19 protein-coding genes are annotated in these 18,149 nt (G+C 67.5%); 7 read left to right on the forward strand and 12 right to left on the reverse strand.

Features of this window, described 5'->3' with window-relative positions; genetic code table 11:
• Window positions 1-60: 60 nt before the first annotated feature.
• Both H6900_04020 and H6900_04025 read right to left on the reverse strand, forming a co-directional pair.
• Complete coding sequence (locus H6900_04020; GenBank protein ID MCC0072440.1) at window positions 61-1,191, reverse strand: alkane 1-monooxygenase; 1,131 nt, start codon at window positions 1,189-1,191, stop codon at window positions 61-63.
• Window positions 1,192-1,212: 21 nt separating this feature from the next.
• Window positions 1,213-2,277, reverse strand: coding sequence for an A/G-specific adenine glycosylase (locus H6900_04025; GenBank protein ID MCC0072441.1), 1,065 nt, complete (start codon window positions 2,275-2,277; stop codon window positions 1,213-1,215).
• A 146-nt stretch (window positions 2,278-2,423) separates the two neighbouring features.
• Here H6900_04025 and H6900_04030 point away from each other — a divergent pair, with 146 nt between their 5' ends.
• From H6900_04030 to H6900_04040, 3 genes are read left to right on the forward strand one after another with little or no spacing between them, the layout of a single operon-like run.
• Window positions 2,424-2,954 (forward strand): DUF721 domain-containing protein, encoded by a 531-nt coding sequence (locus H6900_04030; protein MCC0072442.1) that lies wholly within the window; start codon window positions 2,424-2,426, stop codon window positions 2,952-2,954.
• Window positions 2,951-3,646, forward strand: a complete 696-nt coding sequence (locus tag H6900_04035; protein MCC0072443.1) for a thioredoxin domain-containing protein — start codon at window positions 2,951-2,953, stop codon at window positions 3,644-3,646. Before H6900_04030 ends, H6900_04035 begins: the two co-directional genes overlap by 4 nt.
• Entirely contained in the window at window positions 3,643-4,767 is a 1,125-nt protein-coding gene (locus H6900_04040) for a CoA transferase (GenBank protein ID MCC0072444.1), read from the forward strand. The genes H6900_04035 and H6900_04040 overlap by 4 nt, the downstream gene beginning before the upstream one ends.
• 3 nt (window positions 4,768-4,770) lie before the next feature.
• Here the strand turns inward: H6900_04040 and corA are convergent, their stop codons facing one another.
• Window positions 4,771-5,838, reverse strand: a complete 1,068-nt coding sequence (gene corA, locus H6900_04045; protein MCC0072445.1) for a magnesium/cobalt transporter CorA — start codon at window positions 5,836-5,838, stop codon at window positions 4,771-4,773.
• A 9-nt stretch (window positions 5,839-5,847) separates the two neighbouring features.
• The gene (locus H6900_04050) at window positions 5,848-6,720 is read right to left on the reverse strand and encodes a DMT family transporter (GenBank protein MCC0072446.1); all 873 of its coding nucleotides are present in this window, start codon (window positions 6,718-6,720) and stop codon (window positions 5,848-5,850) included.
• 211 nt (window positions 6,721-6,931) lie between these two features.
• Between H6900_04050 and H6900_04055 the strand changes: the two genes are divergently transcribed.
• The 4 genes from H6900_04055 to H6900_04070 all read left to right on the forward strand — a co-directional run bounded on the left by H6900_04055 (window position 6,932) and on the right by H6900_04070 (window position 10,258).
• Window positions 6,932-8,407, forward strand: coding sequence for an AMP nucleosidase (locus H6900_04055; GenBank protein MCC0072447.1), 1,476 nt, complete (start codon window positions 6,932-6,934; stop codon window positions 8,405-8,407).
• Window positions 8,408-8,574: 167 nt separating this feature from the next.
• Window positions 8,575-8,859, forward strand: a complete 285-nt coding sequence (locus H6900_04060) for an HU family DNA-binding protein (GenBank protein ID MCC0072448.1) — start codon at window positions 8,575-8,577, stop codon at window positions 8,857-8,859.
• 173 nt (window positions 8,860-9,032) lie between these two features.
• On the forward strand, window positions 9,033-9,377 hold the full coding sequence (locus H6900_04065; protein ID MCC0072449.1) for a rhodanese-like domain-containing protein: 345 nt from the start codon (window positions 9,033-9,035) through the stop codon (window positions 9,375-9,377).
• Window positions 9,378-9,622: 245 nt separating this feature from the next.
• Entirely contained in the window at window positions 9,623-10,258 is a 636-nt protein-coding gene (locus tag H6900_04070; GenBank protein MCC0072450.1) for a porin family protein, read from the forward strand.
• A gap of 55 nt (window positions 10,259-10,313) precedes the next feature.
• On the opposite strand, the gene H6900_04075 is transcribed toward H6900_04070, so the two are convergent.
• The 8 genes from H6900_04075 to H6900_04110 are packed head-to-tail and all read right to left on the reverse strand — an operon-like array spanning window position 10,314 to window position 18,149.
• Window positions 10,314-12,239 carry a 1-deoxy-D-xylulose-5-phosphate synthase gene (locus tag H6900_04075; protein MCC0072451.1) on the reverse strand — a complete coding sequence of 642 codons (1,926 nt, stop codon included), beginning with the start codon at window positions 12,237-12,239 and terminating at the stop codon, window positions 10,314-10,316.
• A gap of 11 nt (window positions 12,240-12,250) precedes the next feature.
• On the reverse strand, window positions 12,251-13,102 hold the full coding sequence (locus H6900_04080; GenBank protein ID MCC0072452.1) for a polyprenyl synthetase family protein: 852 nt from the start codon (window positions 13,100-13,102) through the stop codon (window positions 12,251-12,253).
• On the reverse strand, window positions 13,099-13,335 hold the full coding sequence (locus tag H6900_04085; protein MCC0072453.1) for an exodeoxyribonuclease VII small subunit: 237 nt from the start codon (window positions 13,333-13,335) through the stop codon (window positions 13,099-13,101). The genes H6900_04080 and H6900_04085 overlap by 4 nt, the downstream gene beginning before the upstream one ends.
• Window positions 13,332-14,267 (reverse strand): histone deacetylase family protein, encoded by a 936-nt coding sequence (locus H6900_04090; protein MCC0072454.1) that lies wholly within the window; start codon window positions 14,265-14,267, stop codon window positions 13,332-13,334. Before H6900_04090 ends, H6900_04085 begins: the two co-directional genes overlap by 4 nt.
• A 38-nt stretch (window positions 14,268-14,305) precedes the next feature.
• Window positions 14,306-15,205 (reverse strand): zinc metalloprotease HtpX, encoded by a 900-nt coding sequence (gene htpX / locus H6900_04095; GenBank protein MCC0072455.1) that lies wholly within the window; start codon window positions 15,203-15,205, stop codon window positions 14,306-14,308.
• A 54-nt stretch (window positions 15,206-15,259) separates the two neighbouring features.
• Window positions 15,260-16,249: an adenosine kinase gene (locus H6900_04100; protein ID MCC0072456.1), complete on the reverse strand. Its 990-nt coding sequence runs from the start codon at window positions 16,247-16,249 to the stop codon at window positions 15,260-15,262.
• Complete coding sequence (gene nth / locus H6900_04105; protein MCC0072457.1) at window positions 16,246-16,890, reverse strand: endonuclease III; 645 nt, start codon at window positions 16,888-16,890, stop codon at window positions 16,246-16,248. The genes H6900_04100 and nth overlap by 4 nt, the downstream gene beginning before the upstream one ends.
• 38 nt (window positions 16,891-16,928) lie before the next feature.
• Window positions 16,929-18,149, reverse strand: a complete 1,221-nt coding sequence (locus H6900_04110; protein MCC0072458.1) for an MFS transporter — start codon at window positions 18,147-18,149, stop codon at window positions 16,929-16,931.

Raw genomic sequence — 18,149 nt, forward strand, 5'->3', positions numbered from 1 at the left:
GGGGTTTTCCACCCCCTTTGGATACCCCCGAGGATATTTCCGGCACAAAGAAGGGTGCGGTCAGCTGGCGCCTCGCGGCATCGGGTTGCGGGCGGTCTTGTAGGCCGACCAGTCCTGGATCCCGGGGTAGAACTGTCGCCGCCAGGCGCGTACCCTGGGGTTCATGATCCGCCGCCACAGGGGAGGGATCGCCGCCGCGATGACCATGGCCTGATAGCCCAGCGGCAGTTGAGGGGCGCTGTCGGTGCCATAGGTTTGCAGCAGCGGAAAGCGGCGGTCGGGTTTGTAGTGGTGGTCCGAGTGGCGTTGCAGGTTGATGAACAGCCAGTTCGACGCCATATGCGCCGCGTTCCAGCTGTGGTGCGGGCGGACGGGTTCGTAGCGGCCGTCGCCCAGGTGCTCGCGCGTGAGGCCGTAGTGTTCGACGTAGTTCGTCAGCTCCAGCAGCCAGATCGCGATCAGCGCCTGCAATGCGAACAGCGCAACGCCCCAGCCGCCGGCGATGGCCCAGGCCAGCGCCAGGAAGCCCGCCTGCAACAGCGCGTAGCGCCAGAACGGGTTGCTGTGGTGCCACACGGGTTTGCCGCCCCGGGCCAGCAGCGCGCGTTCCGCCCGAAAGGCGCTTTGCGGGCAGGACCCGAGCACCCGGGCAAAGAAGCGCCAGAAGCCCTCGTTGTAGCGCGCGGTCACGGGATCGCGCGGGGTGGCGACCCACAGGTGATGGACGCGCAGATGCTCGCTGCGGAAATGGCTGTAGAGGACCGACGCCATCAGGATATCCCCAAGCCATCGTTCCAGCGGGGTTTTCTGGTGCATGAGTTCGTGCGCGTAGACGATCCCCACCCCGCCCGTCGCGATACCCAGGCAGCCGAACAGCAGCGCCTGCTCGTGCCCGTTCAGGTGGCCCGAGCGCGTGACCCAAGCCATCAGGCCGAAGATCATCGCCAACTGGACCGGCGCCCAGACCAGCGTGACCAGTCGGTGCCAGAACAGCCGCGAGACGGGCGTGTCGGGGTCGGGATTGGCCTGGTTCAGCCCCAGGGCGCGGTCCAGCAGGGAAAAGACGCCGAACACATAGACATCGGCCAGAAGCGGCCACAGCCCTCCCATCCAGGCGCCAAATCCCAGCACCGGCACGATACCCAGGGACAGCCAGAAGGGCAGGGCGGGGACAAGGCGGGCGTCGGGCATGGGAACCTCCGGTGGCGCAGTCTAAGCGTCGCCGTCCGCGCGGAAAAGCCCATCCATTGCCGCATGGTCCCAGACCTTGCGCATCACGGTCGGCAGGCTGGAGGGATCGAAACCGGGCCGGAACGCGCCCCTCTCGGGCAAGTGGCCCAGCGGCACGCGGGCCAGCGCCACCGTCAGGTCCAGGTGGAAATGCGTGAAGCTGTGGCGCACCGTGCCGTCGAGCAGCCGCCAGTCGGCGGACAGGGGGGGCGCGGGGGCGGGGTCCTCGACCCAGTCGGTGCCGGGAAAGCCGGGCATACCGCCCAGCAGCCCGCGCGGGGGCCGGGTTTCGACGAGCGGAGCGCCATCCGCGCGCAGCGCGACATAGGCGATGCCGCGGCGCGTCGGCTTGGGTTTCTTTGGCGTCTTGCGGGGCAGGTCGGCGGCAATCCCCTGGGCCAGGGCGGCGCAGAACCCGGCCAGCGGGCAGGTCGCGCACGCCGGGCGCCGGGGCGTGCAAACCGTGGCGCCCAGATCCATCATCGCCTGGGCAAAGTCGCCGGGCCGGTCCCGTGGTGTCAGGCGCGCGGCCAGCCGGGCGAGGCGGGGCTTTGCCCCGGGCAGCGGCGTTTCCTCGGCGAACAGGCGGGCGGTGACGCGCTCGACATTGCCATCGACGACGGTTTCGGCCCGGTCAAAAGCGATCGCGGCGACCGCCGCCGCGGTATAGGCGCCGATCCCGGGCAGGGCGCGCAGGGCCGTGGCGGTATCGGGAAAGGCGCCCATCGCCGCCACCTGACGCGCGCAGGCCAGCAGGTTGCGGGCGCGGGCGTAATAGCCCAGCCCGGCCCATTCGGCCATCACATGGGCATCCTGCGCGCCGGCCAGCGCCTGCACGTCGGGCCAGCGCGTGGTGAAGCGGTGGAAATACCCTTTGACCGCCGCCACCGTGGTCTGTTGCAGCATCACCTCGCTCAGCCAGACGCGATAGGGGTCGGGGCGCTGGCCGGCCGCGCGTTCGGCCGGACCGACGCGCCAGGGCAGGACCCGGGCGGCGCCGTCATACCAGCGCAGCAGCGCGGCGGAAGCTTCGGTTTCGTCACACATTCTTGACGCGCCCCCCATCGGTCCCTCTGGCCAAGGCCGGGGAATGGCTTAGAATACCCCGGACCCTTGGAAAAGCCCGATCCGCAGCCACCATGACCGCAACCGCCGACCATTCCCAGCCGCCGCGCAAGAAAAGCGACCGGCGGATGCGTGGCTTCGAGCCTGCCGGCGGTCTGCTGCGTGAGCCGATTCGCAAGGCGGGCGAAACGCGCGGTTTCGCCGTCACCCGCCTGCTGACCCATTGGCCCGAGGTTGCCGGCCCCGATCTGGCGCCTCTATGCCGCCCGGTCAAGGTGAGCTATGCGCAGCAAGGGCTGGGGGCGACGCTGACCCTGCTGGCCTCGGGGGCGGCCGCGCCCCTGGTGCAGATGCAGCTCGAACGTCTGCGCGAAAAGGTGAACGCGATCTATGGTTACGCCGCGATTTCCCGAATTCGCGTGACGCAGACCGCCGCGCAGGGGTTCGCCGAACCTCAGCGCCCGTTCGAAGGACCGAATGTCGCCCGCCCCAGCCCCCAGGCGCTGCACCGCGCGCAAGAGGTCGTCGCGGGGCTGACCGCGGGCGTCGGCGACAGCGCGTTGCGCGCGGCGCTGGACCGCCTGGCGCTGGGCATCCTGTCACGTCAGACACAGCGCGACCCCCTGACGGGTCGCGCCGAAGGAAAGGAAGACCGATGAAACGACGCACCCTTCTGCTTTCGGGCGGCGCCGCGCTGGCAGCCGTGGGCGCCTATGGCGGCTATACCAGCCTGACCGGCCGCGCGCTGCCCGGCATGTCCGCGCTGGCCCCGAGCGCGGCCTTTGCGCAAAGCACCGGGGGCACCGATCCGGTGGACATCTCGCGCGTGCAGGAGATGGAGGAAGGCAACCCCGACGCCGCGGTCACGGTGATCGAGTTCGCCTCGTTCACCTGCCCGCATTGCGCGCATTTCAACCAGACGGTCTATCGCCAGCTCAAGGAAGCCTATATCGACACCGGCCTGATTCGCTTCGTCTACCGCGAGGTGTATTTCGACGCCTACGGCCTGTGGGCGGCGATGGTCGCGCGCTGCGGCGGCGAGATGCGCTATTTCGGTATCGTCGACATGCTCTATGCGGAACAGCGCGAATGGACGCATGGCGACGACCAGACCGCGGTGGCCGACAACCTGCGCCGCATCGGGAGGCGGGCCGGCATGACCGACGACCAGTTGAACACCTGTCTGACCGACCGTGAGATGGCAATGGCGCTGATGCAGGTCTATCAGAACAACCAGCGCGAATATAACATCCCGGGCACGCCGTCCTTCGTCATCAACGGCGAATTGCATTCCAACATGAGCTTCGAGGAATTCCAGGCGATCCTCGATCCGCTGCTGGGACGCTCATGAGTTCGAAGCCGCTGGCCGGCCTGCGCGTCGTCGAGCTGGCCCGCATCCTGGCCGGTCCCTGGGCCGGCCAGACCCTGGCGGATCTGGGCGCCGAGGTCATCAAGGTCGAGGCACCCGAAGGGGACGACACCCGCCGCTGGGGCCCGCCCTTCATCGACCGGGACGGCACGCCCGTCGCCGCGTATTTCCACGCGGCCAATCGCGGCAAGCGGTCGGTCGTGGCCGATTTCCGCACGCCCGAAGGCCAGGCCAAGGTTCGCGCCCTGCTTGCCGACGCCGACATCCTGATCGAGAATTTCAAGCTGGGTGGCCTGGCGAAATATGGGCTGGACTATCCGACCCTCAAGCAGGATTTCCCCGGGCTGATCTATTGCTCGATCACCGGGTTCGGTCAGGACGGACCCTACGCGCATCGCGCGGGCTATGATTACATCATCCAGGGCATGTCGGGCCTGATGTCCATCACCGGCCCGGCCGAGGGCGAGCCGCATCGCGTCGGCGTCGCCGTCACCGACCTGTTCACCGGCGTCTATGCCGCCACCGCGATCCTGGCCGCCGTGGTCGAACGCGCGCGCACCGGCACGGGCGCGCATCTGGACCTGGCGCTGCTGGATTGCGCGGTTTCGGTGATGGCGAACCAGGCGATGAACTACCTGTCCACCGGCACGCCGCCCGGGCGCACCGGGAACTGGCACCCCAATCTGGGCCCCTACCAGGTGTTCGAATGCGCGGACGGGCATATCATCATCGCCACCGGCAACGACGGCCAGTATCAGCGCCTGTGTCACCTGCTGGGCCTGCCCGGGCTGATCGACGATCCGGCCTATCGGACCAATGCCGACCGCGTGGCGAATCGCGCGGCGCTGTCCGACGCGCTGAGTGCGGCGACCCGGCGCTGGACAAAGGCCGACCTGCTGCGCGGGTGCGAGGATCAGGGCGTGCCCGCCGGGCCGATCAACACCCTGGACGAGGTTTTCGCCGACCCGCAGGTGCAGGCGCGCGGCATGGCGCTGGACCTGGGGCCGCATCCTGGCGTGCGCTCGCCCTTTGTGATCGACGGGGAACGCTGCGCCTCCGACCTGCCGGCGCCGGCGCTGGGCGAGGGCGACCGCAACGGCTGAGCCTCAGCGCCGCCGTCTGCCCAGCCAGCCCTTGCGCCGGAACCACGCGGTCAGCGCCAGCGCGATGACCGCCATCAGCATCAGCACCGCCGGGTAGCCCCAGCGCCAATGCAGTTCGGGCATATCGACGAAATTCATCCCGTAGACGCCGACGATGAAGGTCAGCGGGATAAAGATCGTCGCGATCAGCGTGAGCACCTGCATGACTTCGTTCATGCGGTTCGACTGCGCCGACAGGAAGATGTCCACCAGCCCGCTCGCGATCTCACGATAGGTTTCGATCATGTCGATCAATTGGAACGTATGGTCCTGGGCATCGCGCAGATAGATGCGCGTCGATTCGCAAAACCGTGGGTGTTCCTCGCGCAGGATGGCCGACAGCATGTCGCGCATCGGCCAGATCGTGCTGCGCAGCGCCATCAGGTCGTGCTTTGTCGCGTGGATCGTGCCGATCGTGACCGCGCCGGTTTCGGCGATGATCGCGTCTTCCAGCGATTCCAGCCGCTCGCCCATCCGGTCCACGACCGGAAAGAAGGAATCGATGGCCGCGTCGATCAGCGCATAGGTCAGGTAATCGGCCCCGCGCCCCCGGATCGGGCTTTGCGGGTTGCGCAGCCGGGCGCGCACCGGGTCGAACACGTCGCCCGGGCGGTTCTCAAAGGTGATGACGGCGCGTCCGGCCAGGAACACCGACACCTGTTCGGTGGACAGGTCGTCCGCCGTAGGGTCCGGCATCCTGAGCACCAGGAACTGGTGGTTTTCGTAATCCTCGGCCTTGGGTCGCTGGTTCCGGCTGACGACGTCCTCCATCGCCAGCGGATGCAGGCTGAACACCCGCGCGAGGGATTGCAGCGTGGTCAGGTCGCCCAACCCGGTGACGTTCAGCCAGAGAACCCGGCCCTCGGGCGGGGGTGCGATCTCGGGGCTGTCGGTTTCCTCGACCCCGTCGGGGCCGATGAGCATGGCGTGCAGCCTGGGTTTGCCGGCATCGGGGTCGATGGTCATCGTCCCCGGGGCCGAGCCGGGCGGGCTGCGATGCGGCTTGCGGTAGCGGAACAGTCTCAGGGCCATGGTGCCAGCCTAGCGTGACGCCGGCGCCTTGGAAAGCTGGACCGCCAGGATCCCGGCCATGATGATCAGCACGCCGATGACATCCGTGGTCCCCAGCCGTTCGCCCAGCAGCGCCGCCGCGATCGCCACCCCGAAGAACGGATTGAGAAAGTGAAAGGTCGCGCCCCGGACCGCGCCGATCCGTTGCACCAGCTTGAACCAGACCCAGGTCGCGGCCAGCCCGGGCACCAGGGTGGTATAGGCGAACGCCCCCAGCAGGCGCGGCGTCCAGTGGACGGCCGGTTCCTCGAACAGTAGGGCCGGGCCGATCAGCGCCGCCGCGCCCACCAGCATCTGAAGGCCGACGACCATCATCACGTTCCCACCAGACGAGGCCCCCCGCAGCGCCAGCGTGGCGACCGTCAGCGCGATCGCGGCCAGCACGCACAGCGCCACGCCCAGCGGGTCCAGCCCGCCCGAGAACCGCGCGCCCATGATGATGACGACGCCGCCGAACCCCGCGAACAGCCCCGCGACCGCCATCGGTTTCAGCCGGTCGCCCATGAACAGAAAGCCCGCCAGCGCCACCATCAGCGGCAGCGTCGATGCGATGATGGCAGCGGCCGAGGCCTCGACCCACTGCATGGCCACGAAGTTCAGGCCCAGATAGGCCGCGTTCTGGCACAGGCCGAAGATGATCGTTGCCCGCCACTGGCTGCGGGTCAGCCGCCAGCTTTCGCCCAGCATCCGCGCCACCGCGATCCCCACCAGCCCCGAGATGAGGAACCGTGCCGACAATGCGAACAGGGGCGGCGCATCGGCCACGATCATCCGCGCCGAGGTAAAGGCCGACGACCACATGAAGGCAAAGGCCAGCCCCATCAACAGCGCGCGGAAATCCATGGGCCCCCCTTCGGTCCGGGCCAATGGGGCCCCTGGCCGCAGGGATACCGGGCTTTTGCGGACGAGGGAAGGGGCGCGCGACCCCTTCCCTTCGACCGGCGCCTCTGGCATCGTGGCGCATGGAAACGCCGATCTCTCCCCGAAAGTCCGTGTTACGTTCCTGCCGCCTCGGTGCGGCACCGAGGGGTCTGGCACAAGCATTGAGCAGAGCATGAAACCGACCCGTTCCCTTCCTGTCGAACTCGCCCCGCCGTCCGAGCCGCGCGCCTTCACCGACGCCGCGCGCGCCGTCGCGCATTTGCAGGCGCTCTACGACCAGGCCACCGATTTCCTGGTCGCGCGCTTTCAGCAGGTGCTGGAAGACGGCCATCCCCGGGCCCGCTACCGCGCCTTTTACCCCGAGATCCGACTGACGACCTCGACCTACGACCTGCCGGATTCGCGGCTGGCTTTTGGCTATGTGCCCGAGCCGGGCACCTACGCCACCACCGTGACCCGCCCCGACCTGTTCAGCAATTACCTGGAACAGCAGATCGGCCTCTTGCTGAAGAACCACAATCAGCCGGTGATGATCGGCTTTTCCGACACGCCCATCCCGCTGCACTTTGCCATGGCGGGCCGGGGCGACGTGGCGCTGACGGGCGAGCTGACCTTTACCCTGCGCGACATCTTCGATGTGCCCGACCTGTCCATCACCAACGATGACATCGTCAACGGCGAGGGGGTGCGCAACGCCGACGGGTCGGTGCCGCTGGCGCCGTTCACCGCGCAGCGCGTGGACTATTCGCTGGCCCGGCTGGCGCATTACACCGCCACCGATCCCGAGCATTTCCAGAACCACGTCCTGTTCACGAACTATCAGTTCTATGTCGATGAATTCGAGGCCTACGCGCGCAAGGTGCTGGCCGATCCAGACAGCGGCTATTCCGCTTTTGTCGCGCCGGGCAATGCCGTCATCACCGAATCCGACGCCACGATCCCGGCGCTGCCGCGACTGCCGCAGATGCCGACCTATCACCTGAAACGACCGGGCGGGCAGGGGATCACGCTGGTCAACATCGGCGTCGGACCGTCGAACGCCAAGACCGCGACCGACCATATCGCCGTGCTGCGCCCGCACGCGTGGCTGATGGTCGGCCATTGCGCGGGGCTGCGCAACAGTCAGTCGCTGGGCGATTTCGTGCTGGCCCACGCCTATCTGCGCGAAGATAACGTCCTGAACGAGGATCTGCCCGTCTGGGTGCCGATCCCCGCCCTGGCCGAGATCCAGATCGCCCTGCAAGAGGCCGTGGCCGAGATCACCCAACTCAAGGATTACGAGTTGAAGCGCATCATGCGCACCGGCACCGTCGCCACCATCGACAACCGCAACTGGGAATTGCGCGACCAGTCCGGTCCGGTGCAGCGCCTGTCGCAATCGCGGGCCATCGCGCTGGACATGGAAAGCGCGACGATCGCCGCCAACGGTTTTCGGTTCCGCGTGCCCTATGGAACGCTCTTGTGCGTGTCCGACAAACCCCTGCACGGCGAGCTGAAATTGCCGGGCATGGCCAGCGCCTTTTACAAGACGCAGGTCGCGCGGCATCTGCTGATCGGCGTTCGGGCGATGGAGCGGTTGCGCGACATGCCGCTGGACCGCATCCACAGCCGCAAGCTGCGCAGCTTTGACGAGACGGCCTTTCTGTAGCGCCGCGCCAGTCCCGCGCCGGGGCCAATTCGCCCGTTTTTTTGGCGTATTTGCTGGGGCTGAGGCGGCTTTGTGATTGTATGGCTTTCGTTCAGCCGATACACGCGATCTATCCCGCAGGGCAGACGATCGGCCGTGCGACCACGAACATCAGACGGAGAGAAACAATGAACAAGCCGATGACCAAGACGCAGCTCGTCGCCGCGCTGGCCGAAAAGATGGGCGCTGACAAGAAAACCGCCGCCTCGGCGCTGGACAATCTGGCCGAGCTGGTCGCCGCTGAAGTCGCCGCCGGCGGCGCCGTCACGCTGCCGGGCATCGGCAAGGTCTCGTGCCGCGCTCGCCCTGAGCGCGAGGTGCGCAACCCCGCCACCGGCGAGACCATCACCAAACCGGCCGACCGCGCCGTCAAGGTGACCGTCGCCAAGGCTCTGAAAGACGCCGTGGCCTGATCGGTCCGCGTTCACGTCGCTGCCAGGGCCGCCCGCCAGGGCGGCCTTTTCGTTTGCGGCCGCCCCGCGTCACCGCGTCGCGGATAACATATACGATAAATTGAATATTTCGATTGAAACCTCTCCTGCCCGGCCTTAGCTCTGCCGCATCAACCGCTGAACAGGAGAGCCCCGTGGCTTACACCGAGAAATTCCAGGCCCTCGCCGATGCTGCCCAGGCACGCGTGCAGGGTGTCGCCCCCGCCGACGTCGCCGCGCTGATCGCCAGAGGTGCCGTCGCGCTGGACATCCGCGATCCCGACGAACACGCCAAGGGGCATATCCCCGGGTCCATCAACCTGTCGCGCGGCAAGCTCGAAATGAATGTCGAAAGCCTGCTGCCCGATCTTGAGACCGAGATCCTTTGCTACTGCAACGCCTACAACCGGGGCGCGCTGTCGGCGGCGACCTTGCAGGATATGGGTTACACGAACGCGCGCTTCATCGCGGGCGGCCTGAACGCCTGGAAGGCGCTGTAAGCCGAGGTATGCGTGGTCCTGGCCGACACAGTCGCGGCGCAGTCTGGCGCCGCCCTGTGGAACGGATCGGGACTTGGACGAGCCGGGACCCCCGGGGTTGCCGGCCCTTTTTCTGTCCTGATTGGAGGAAAGCGCCGATTGGGGTTCCATCCCCGGACGAGCCCCCCGGCGAGACCGTGTCTTTTCAAAAATGCGAAATCATGATTTAGTAACTCTGAATACCGACAACATCAGAAGAAAAAATCATGTTCAAAGCGATTCGGATTTCGAAACTCGTCGCCGCCTCGGTGCTCGCCTCGGGGCTTTTTGCGGGGGCCGCGATGGCCTCGGGGCCCGTGGTCGTCGATCCCGAGCCCGTGCTGGTCGCGCCGGCGCCCGCCGTCACCGATTGGTCGGGTTTTTACGGCGGCCTCAGCTATTCTGACGTCTCGGGTCGCGTGAACTACGTCAACGCCCCCGTTGCGGGCCCCGCGATGGTCGGCACCTCGGGCATGGGGGCCTTTGCGGGCTATAACTGGCAGCGCGGGAATGTCGTCTTTGGTGGCGAGCTCAACTACGTCGCGTTCGCGACGCCGATGGTGGGCTTTCCGACATCGAATCAGGAAAACCTGACCGAATTGCGCGCCCGCCTGGGCTATGCCCGGGGGCGCAGCATGGCTTACGGTTTTGTCGGTGCCGCGCGCTCGAACCTGCTGGACAATATTGGGAACAGGTTCAACCAGACGGGAACGGTGTATGGCCTGGGCCTGCAAGTCGCGCTCAGTCACAACATGTTCGTCGGGGTCGAGGTCGCGCGTCGCGATGTCCGGGGAACCACTGGGGCAAACACCGTTGGCACACTGCTCGATACGGTGTCGCTGCGGGTCGGCTATCAGTTCTGATCCACGCAATCAAAACCGCAACGGCCGCGTCAGGAAAGGCGCGGCCGTTTGCGTTTCAGGCCCGTTTGCCCACCAACGCCACGCCCAGCACGCCCAGCACCCGGGCTTCGATATCGGCGGCGGTCAGGCCGGCGGCTTGATACATCTGCTCGGGCGAGGCCTGGTCGATGAACACATCGGGCAGCACCATCGCGCGGAATTTCAGCCCGTTGTCGAACACGCCCTCATCCGCCAGAAGCTGCGCCACATGGCTGCCAAAGCCGCCGACCGCGCCTTCCTCGATGGTGATGAGCGCCTCGTGGTCGCGCGCCAGACGCAGGATCAGGTCGCGGTCGAGAGGCTTTGCAAACCGCGCGTCGGCGACGGTGGGGGCGATGCCTCGTGCCTCCAGCGACTCGGCGGCTTTCAGGACCTCGGCCAGGCGGGTGCCAAAGGACAGGATCGCCACGCGCGCGCCCTCGCGGATCACGCGGCCGCGGCCGATCTCCAGCGGGACGCCGCGTTCGGGCATCTCGACGCCCACGCCCTCGCCACGCGGAAAGCGGAACGCGATGGGGCCGGTGTCATGCGCGGCGGCGGTGGCGACCATGTGCACCAACTCGGCCTCGTCGGCGGCGGCCATGACGACCATGCCGGGCAGGTTCGCCAGATAGGCGACGTCGAAGCTGCCCGCATGGGTGGCGCCGTCCGCGCCCACCAGCCCCGCGCGGTCGATGGCGAAGCGCACCGGCAGACCCTGCAACGCCACGTCATGCACGACCTGGTCGTATCCGCGTTGCAGAAAGGTGGAATACATCGCGCAGAACGGCTTCAACCCGCCCGCCGCCAGCCCGGCGCAAAAGGTGACGCCGTGCTGTTCGGCGATGCCGACGTCGAAACAGCGTTGCGGAAAGCGTTCCGCGAACAGGTTCAGACCCGTGCCGTCGGGCATCGCGGCGGTGACGGCGACGATCTTGTCATCGGCCTCGCCTGCCTGGATCAGGGCCTGGGCGAAAACCTTGGTGTAGCTGGGCGCGTTCGAGGGCGCCTTGTGCTGCTTGCCGGTCAGCACGTCGAATTTCGCCGTCGCGTGCCCTTTGTCGGCGGCCAGTTCGGCGGGGCGATAGCCCTTGCCCTTGCGCGTCAGCACATGGATCAGTGTCGGCCCCGTGGCGCGCGCGTGCAGGGTGCGCAGCACCGCCAGCAGGCTGTCCATGTCATGCCCGTCGATCGGCCCGACATAGTTGAAGCCCAGCTCCTCAAACAACGTGCCGCCGACGGCCATGTGCTTCAGCATGTCCTTGGCGCGCCTGGCCCCCTCTTGCAGGGGGGGCGGCAGCAGCGCCAGGGCGCCCTTGGCGGCGGCCTTGAGGTCCTGCAAGGGCCGCTCGGCATAAAGCCGCGACAGATAGGACGACAGCGCACCGGTCGGCGGGGCGATGGACATCTCGTTGTCGTTCAGCACCACGAACAGCCGCTTGCCCAGATGGCCGGCGTTGTTCAACGCCTCGAACGCCATGCCGGCGGACATCGAGCCGTCGCCGATCACGGCGATGGCGTCGCCCAGCGCCGGATCGGGCGCGCCGCCCAGATCGTGCGCCACCTTGAACCCCAGCGCGGCGCTGATCGAGGTCGAACTGTGCGCCGTGCCGAACGGGTCATAGACGCTTTCCGCGCGCTTGGTGAAACCGGACAAGCCGTCCTTTTGCCTGAGCGTGCGGATGCGGTCGCGGCGGCCGGTCAGGATCTTGTGCGGATAGGACTGGTGCGAGACGTCCCAGATCAGCCGGTCGCGCGGCGTGTCGAACACCGCGTGCAGCGCGACCGTCAGCTCGACCACGCCCAGACCTGCGCCCAGGTGACCGCCGGTCTCGCTGACCGCGCTGATCGTCTCGGCGCGCAATTCGTCGGCGACCTGCTTCAACTGCGGGTCGCTCAGGCGCTTCAGATCGGCGGGGCTGGAGACGCGGTCCAGCAGCGGTGTGGCGGGTCGGTCTGACATGGGCCCTCCGGCTACTTGTCGCGGCTGATAACGAAGCGCGCGGCATCCCGCAAGGTCGCGGCCCGGTCTCCATAGGATGCCAGAGCGTCGCAGGCCTGTGAAGTCAACTCGGCGGCACGGGCGCGCGCGGGTTCCAGACCCAGCAGCGAGACAAAGGTTGCTTTCCCCGCCGCCGCGTCCTTGTTCAGGCGCTTGCCGGCCGTCGCCTCGTCGCCCTCGTGGTCCAGGATGTCGTCGGCGATCTGGAACGCCAGACCCAGGGCACGCGCGTAATCCGCCAGCGGCGCCGGATCGGCCCCCGCCAGAACCGGCCCCACGGTGCAGGACCAGCCGAACAACGCGCCGGTCTTGCCCTGTTGCAGATGCGTGATCTGCGCCAGCGTCAGCGGCTGCGCGGCCGTTTCGGCGGCGATGTCCAGCGCCTGCCCCAGCACCATGCCCTGCGCGCCGGCGGCGCGCGCCAGTCCGGCGACCAGGGGCGCGCTGCCTGTCCCGGCGGCCAGTTCAAAGGCCAGGGCCTGCAAGGCGTCGCCGGCCAGGATCGCCGTGGCCTCGTCATAGGCGACATGCACGGTCGGCCGGCCCCGGCGCAGATCGTCGTCGTCCATCGCGGGCAGGTCGTCGTGCACCAGCGAATACGCGTGCATCGCCTCGATCGCGGCGGCGGCGGTCAGCGCGGTGTCGCGCGCCACGCCGTGCAATGCGCCGCTTTCCAGAACCAGGAAACCGCGCAGGCCCTTGCCGCCGACCAGCGCGTGACCCATCGCGGCGCGCACCCGGCTGTCGGGCAGCGCGGCCAGGGCCGTGTCCAGCCGCCCGGACACGGCCCTGGCGGCGGCATCCAGAGCGGCGGTAAAGCTCATTGCGCGTCGAAAGGCGCGGTGCCCGAGGGCTGACCGTTTTCCGCCAGCGTGATCTGTTCGATGCGCGCCTGCGCCTGCGCCAGCTTGGCCTCGCAGTGCCGCTTCAGATCGGCGCCGCGTTCATACAGCGCGATGGACTTGTCCAGATCGACATTGCCGCTTTCCAGCTGGCCGACCACCTGCTCCAATTCCTTGAGCGCCTCTTCAAAGGACAATTCGCCGACCTGTTTCATGCGCCCCGCTCCATCAGCACCTTGACATGCGCGGCGGTCGAGGCCGCCAGCGCGTCGAGGTTATACCCCCCTTCCAGCGCACTGACCACCCGGCCGCCGGCGTGCGTGTCGGCCAGATCGCAAATGCGCCGGGTGATCCAGTCGAAATCCTCGACCCCAAGGGCCAGTTGCGCCAGCGGGTCGTCGCGATGCGCGTCAAAGCCCGCGGACACCAGGATCAGCTCGGGCGCAAAGGCGTCCACGCGGGGAAAGACCTGCGCCTCCCAGGCGGCGCGAAACGCGGGGCCGTCGGTGCCGGGGGGCAGTGGCAGGTTCAGCACGGTGCCCAGGGCGCCGGTTTCGTCCGCGCGCCCGGTGCCCGGCCACAGCGGAAACTGGTGGCTGGACACGAACAGCGCGCGCCCCTCGGACCACAGCAGATCCTGCGTGCCATTGCCGTGGTGCACGTCGAAATCCAGCACGGCGACGCGCCGCAATCCGTGATGATCCAGCGCGCGTTTCGCGGCGATGGCGACATTGCCGAACAGACAGAACCCCATGGGCTTTGCCGTTTCCGCGTGGTGCCCCGGCGGGCGGATCGCGGCAAAGGCATTGCGCCCCTCGCCCGCGATCACCGCATCCAGCGCCCCCAGCAATGCGCCCAGGCCGTTCAGCGCCGCGTCCCAACTGCCCGAGGACAGCCAGGTGTCCGCATCGAGCTGCACCTGACCCAGCACCGGCACTGCGTCGCGGATCTGGTCCACATAGCTTTGCGGGTGGCAACGCAACACTTCCGACACCGGCGCGGGCGGGGCCTGGCGGCGGTCGAGCGCGGCGAACCCGGGGTCATCCAGGGCCGAAAGGATCGTGCGCAGTCGGTCCACCCGTTCCGGGTGCCCCTCAGGGGTGACATGGGTCAGACAGGCGGGATCGGTAAAGAACAGGGTGCTCATGGCAGCAGGCTAAACGCGCAATCGGTGGCCTTCAAGCCTCAGCTCCACGGGCCGCCATAGTCGCGCCGCGCGCGCCGTGGCGCCGGCCGGCCGGTGTCGCCCATCTCGCGCGCAAGCGCCTCGAGGGCAGCGATGCGGTTTTCCGTGTTCGGGTGGGTCGAGAACAGCTTGTCCCGCGCGCCGCCGTGCAGCGGGTTGATGATGAACAAATGCGCCGAGGCCGGGTTGCGTTCCGCCGTCGGGTTGTCGATCCGTTCGGCATAGGCCTGGATCTTGCGCAGCGCGTCGGCCAGCCACAGCGGATGACCGCAGATCTGCGCACCGATGCGGTCGGCCTCGTATTCGCGCGAGCGTGACACCGCCATCTGCACCAGCGCGGCCGCCATCGGTGCCAGAAACATCACCGCGATCATGGCAATGGGATTGGACCGCTCGCGATCGCCGCCGCGAAAGAAGAAGGCAAAGTTCGCCAGCATCGAGATCGCCCCCGCGAACGTCGCGGTCACGGTCATCGTCAGCGTGTCGTAATTGCGGATATGGGCCATCTCGTGCGCGACGACGGCGGACACCTCGTCCCGGCTGAGCCGCTGCATCAGGCCCGTGGACACCGCGACCGCCGCGTTGTCGGGGTTGCGCCCGGTGGCAAAGGCATTGGGCTGGTCGCTGTCGATCACATAGACCGCCGGTGTCGGCAGTTGCGCGTTCTGCGCCAGTTCCATGACGATCTGCTGCAATTCGGGCGCGGTATGGGCATCGACCGGGCGGGCGTTGTGCATCCTGAGCACCGCCTTGTCCGAATTCCACCAGGTCAAGGCGTTCATGCCCGCCGCGATCACCAGCGCGATCAACGCGCCGGCCTGCCCGCCGATGACATAACCCACCGCCAGAAACAGGCCGGTCATCGCGGCCATCAGGATCCCGGTCTTGACGTAGCCCATGGCTTACCTCCGTCTCTGACCGCTGATATGGGGCGGCTCAGCCCTGCTGCAAGATCACAGCAGCCCTTCGGCGCGGAACAACGCCAGCACATCGGCGCGGGGGCGGGCGCCGATATGGCCGATGACTTCGGCGGCGGCAATGTTGCCCATGCGCCCGCAGGTTTCCAGCGATTGCCCGGTGGCCAGCCCATAGAGGAACCCGGCCGCGAACTGGTCGCCCGCGCCGGTGGCATCGACGGGCGTGACGCTGCGCACGGGGGCCTCGACCCGGCGGCCGTTCTGGATCAGCACCACCGGATCGCCCGAGCGCGTGCACACCACGATCCCGCATTCCTGCGCGGCCCGCGCCAGTGCGTCGTCCAGGTCGTTTTCCTCGTAGAGCGAGGTCAGCTCTTTCTCGTTGCCGATCACATAGTCCATGTCCTCGGCCACCAGCCGGCGAAAGTCGGCGCGGTGGCGGTCCACGCAGAACGGGTCGGACAGCGCGATCCCCACGCGGCCGCCGCCCTTGTGACAGGCCCGCGCGGCTTTCAGGAAAGCCTCCTTGCCCTTGTCCTTGTCGAACAGATACCCCTCGAGGAACACGATCCCGCTGTCGGCCATGACGCGTTCGTCCACGTCATCGGGCCCGACCTCGGCCGAAATGCCCAGATAGGTGTTCATCGACCGCTCGCCGTCCGGCGTGACGAAGATCATCGACCGCGAGGTCGGCAGTTCGCCCCCGGTGACGGGCGGGTTCACAAAGGCGGTGCCGGCGCGTTCGGTGTCCTGCGCAAAGAACCGCCCCAGGCTGTCGTCGCGCACGCGCCCCACCAGCGCCGTCTTCAGCCCCAGTGCGCCGATGCCCGCGATCGTGTTGCACACCGACCCGCCCGAGGCCTCTTGCCGGTCCTTCATCGCGCCATAAAGCGTTTCGGCGCGCTCGCGTTCGATCAGCTGCATGATGCCCTTGTGGATGCCCATGTGATCCAGGAAATGGTCGTTCACGGTGCTGATGACATCGACGATGGCGTTGCCGATCCCGGCGACTTGGTAGCGTTTCACAGGGTTTTCTCCTCAAAGGGGCAAAGGTCGCGGATCAGGCAGTCCCCGCATCGGGGCTTGCGTGCGACACAGATATAACGGCCGTGCAGGATCAGCCAGTGATGGGCATGGCGCTGGAATTCGGCGGGGACGTTATCCTCGATCGCGCGTTCGACCGCCTCGACCGTCTTGCCGGGGGCGATGCCGGTGCGATTGCCGACGCGGAAAATATGCGTGTCCACCGCTTGCGCGGGCAAGCCCCACCACATGTTCAGCACCACGTTCGCGGTCTTGCGCCCCACGCCGGGCAGCGACTGAAGCGCGGCGCGCGACGAGGGCACCTGCCCGCCATACCGATCGACCAGGATCCGGCTCAGCTGGATGACATTCCTGGCCTTGTTGCGGAACAGGCCGATCGTCTTGATATGTTCGATCAGCCCGTCTTCGCCCAGCGCCAGCATCTTTTCGGGCGTATCGGCCACCGGCCACAGCCCGCGCGTGGCCTTGTTCACGCCCGCGTCGGTCGCCTGCGCCGACAGCGCCACGGCGACCAGCAGGGTGTAGACATTCACATGCTCCAGCTCGCCCCTGGGTTCGGCCTCGGCGGCCTGAAACCGGGAAAAGATCTCGCGTAGCGTGAGGAAATCGAGTTGCGCGGTCATGCGGGCTCTTTGCCTCGTCGGCGGGATGGGGGCAAGCCTCAGTCCTGACGCGGGCGGCGCAGCAGCCGGCCGATCAGGAACGAGGTGCGGGGCGTGTAGACATAGGCGGTGCGGGTTTCCGGTGCCGGGCGCATCTGCATACGCACCAGGCCAAAGACGATCAGCAGCACATGCGCCAGCGCGATGAAGACGAACATCGACGACGGCCCAAAGGCCGAGATCAGCGCCGAGGCGATCACCGGGCTGGCGATGGCGCCCACCGCATAGAGGAACATCTGCGCCGCGCTCAATTCCACCCGCTCGTGCTGTTCGGCAAAGTCATGCGCATGCGCGGTCGAGATGGAATAGATCGGAAAGGTCGTGAAGCCAAAGAACCCCGCGGCCAGGAAGATCGTGACGATGTTGCCCTGCGCCCCGGCCACCATTGCGCCACACCCCAGGATCGACGCGACCGAGATCCCGATCAGGACCTTTCTGCGGTCGAACTTGTCCGCGACCCAGCCGATGGGGAATTGCGCCAGGGCCCCGCCCACCACATAGGCCGACAGGAACAGCGCGATTCGGTCGGCCTCGAGCCCGACGGCAATGCCGTAGAGCGGGCCGACCATGCGAAATGCCGCGCCCGTGATCCCCGAAACGACGACCCCCACCGCGCCCAGCGGCGACTTGTCCCAGGCCAGCCTGGGACGCAAGCGGGGGGCCTCGCCCGCCGCCGGGGCCTCGGCCCGGGTCAGCAGCAGCGGGAACAGCGCCGCGCACATGAACAGCGCCAGCAGGTTGTAGCTGACATAGGCGGCCGGGGTCAGAAAGGCGATCATCACCTGCGCGCCCAGGTTGCCCGACACGTCCACCATCCGGTAGACCCCCATCGCGCGCCCGCGCGTCTGGTTCGTGACCTTGGATTGCAGCCAGGCCTCGATGATCGTGTAGCACCCCGCCACCGCCAGCCCTGAGGCCATCCGCATCAATGCCCAGGCCCAGGGATCGACCCACATCATATGCGCCATGATGCCGATCGTGCCAGCTGCGGCAAAGGCGGCAAAGGCGCGGGAATGGCCAACCGTGCCCATCAGGCGCGGTGCCCACCAGCAACCGATGAAGAAGCCCAGGAAATGCGCCGACCCCATGGCGCCGATCTGTTCGGCGGTAAAGCCCAGCGCGGTGCCCGACAGCGCATCCAGCGGGACGACGCCCCCCAAACCCAGTTGCAGCAGGAACACCGAGGCAAAGAGCGCGGCGAAAGAGATCAGCAGGGTCAT

Origin of the sequence: Rhodobacter sp. (assembly GCA_020637515.1) — a bacterium.
Lineage (GTDB): Bacteria > Pseudomonadota > Alphaproteobacteria > Rhodobacterales > Rhodobacteraceae > Pararhodobacter.

Coding starts and splice junctions, on each gene's coding strand:
- H6900_04050 (MCC0072446.1), bottom strand. CDS start 6,720: ATGGATTTCCGCGCGCTGTTGATGGGGCTGGCCTTTGCCTTCATGTGG.
- H6900_04110 (MCC0072458.1), bottom strand. CDS start 18,149: ATGACCCTGCTGATCTCTTTCGCCGCGCTCTTTGCCTCGGTGTTCCTG.
- H6900_04035 (MCC0072443.1), top strand. CDS start 2,951: ATGAAACGACGCACCCTTCTGCTTTCGGGCGGCGCCGCGCTGGCAGCC.
- H6900_04055 (MCC0072447.1), top strand. CDS start 6,932: ATGAAACCGACCCGTTCCCTTCCTGTCGAACTCGCCCCGCCGTCCGAG.
- H6900_04085 (MCC0072453.1), bottom strand. CDS start 13,335: ATGAAACAGGTCGGCGAATTGTCCTTTGAAGAGGCGCTCAAGGAATTG.
- H6900_04030 (MCC0072442.1), top strand. CDS start 2,424: ATGCGTGGCTTCGAGCCTGCCGGCGGTCTGCTGCGTGAGCCGATTCGC.
- corA (MCC0072445.1), bottom strand. CDS start 5,838: ATGGCCCTGAGACTGTTCCGCTACCGCAAGCCGCATCGCAGCCCGCCC.
- H6900_04020 (MCC0072440.1), bottom strand. CDS start 1,191: ATGCCCGACGCCCGCCTTGTCCCCGCCCTGCCCTTCTGGCTGTCCCTG.
- nth (MCC0072457.1), bottom strand. CDS start 16,890: ATGACCGCGCAACTCGATTTCCTCACGCTACGCGAGATCTTTTCCCGG.
- H6900_04025 (MCC0072441.1), bottom strand. CDS start 2,277: ATGTGTGACGAAACCGAAGCTTCCGCCGCGCTGCTGCGCTGGTATGAC.
- H6900_04075 (MCC0072451.1), bottom strand. CDS start 12,239: ATGTCAGACCGACCCGCCACACCGCTGCTGGACCGCGTCTCCAGCCCC.
- H6900_04070 (MCC0072450.1), top strand. CDS start 9,623: ATGTTCAAAGCGATTCGGATTTCGAAACTCGTCGCCGCCTCGGTGCTC.
- H6900_04060 (MCC0072448.1), top strand. CDS start 8,575: ATGAACAAGCCGATGACCAAGACGCAGCTCGTCGCCGCGCTGGCCGAA.
- H6900_04040 (MCC0072444.1), top strand. CDS start 3,643: ATGAGTTCGAAGCCGCTGGCCGGCCTGCGCGTCGTCGAGCTGGCCCGC.
- H6900_04090 (MCC0072454.1), bottom strand. CDS start 14,267: ATGAGCACCCTGTTCTTTACCGATCCCGCCTGTCTGACCCATGTCACC.
- htpX (MCC0072455.1), bottom strand. CDS start 15,205: ATGGGCTACGTCAAGACCGGGATCCTGATGGCCGCGATGACCGGCCTG.
- H6900_04080 (MCC0072452.1), bottom strand. CDS start 13,102: ATGAGCTTTACCGCCGCTCTGGATGCCGCCGCCAGGGCCGTGTCCGGG.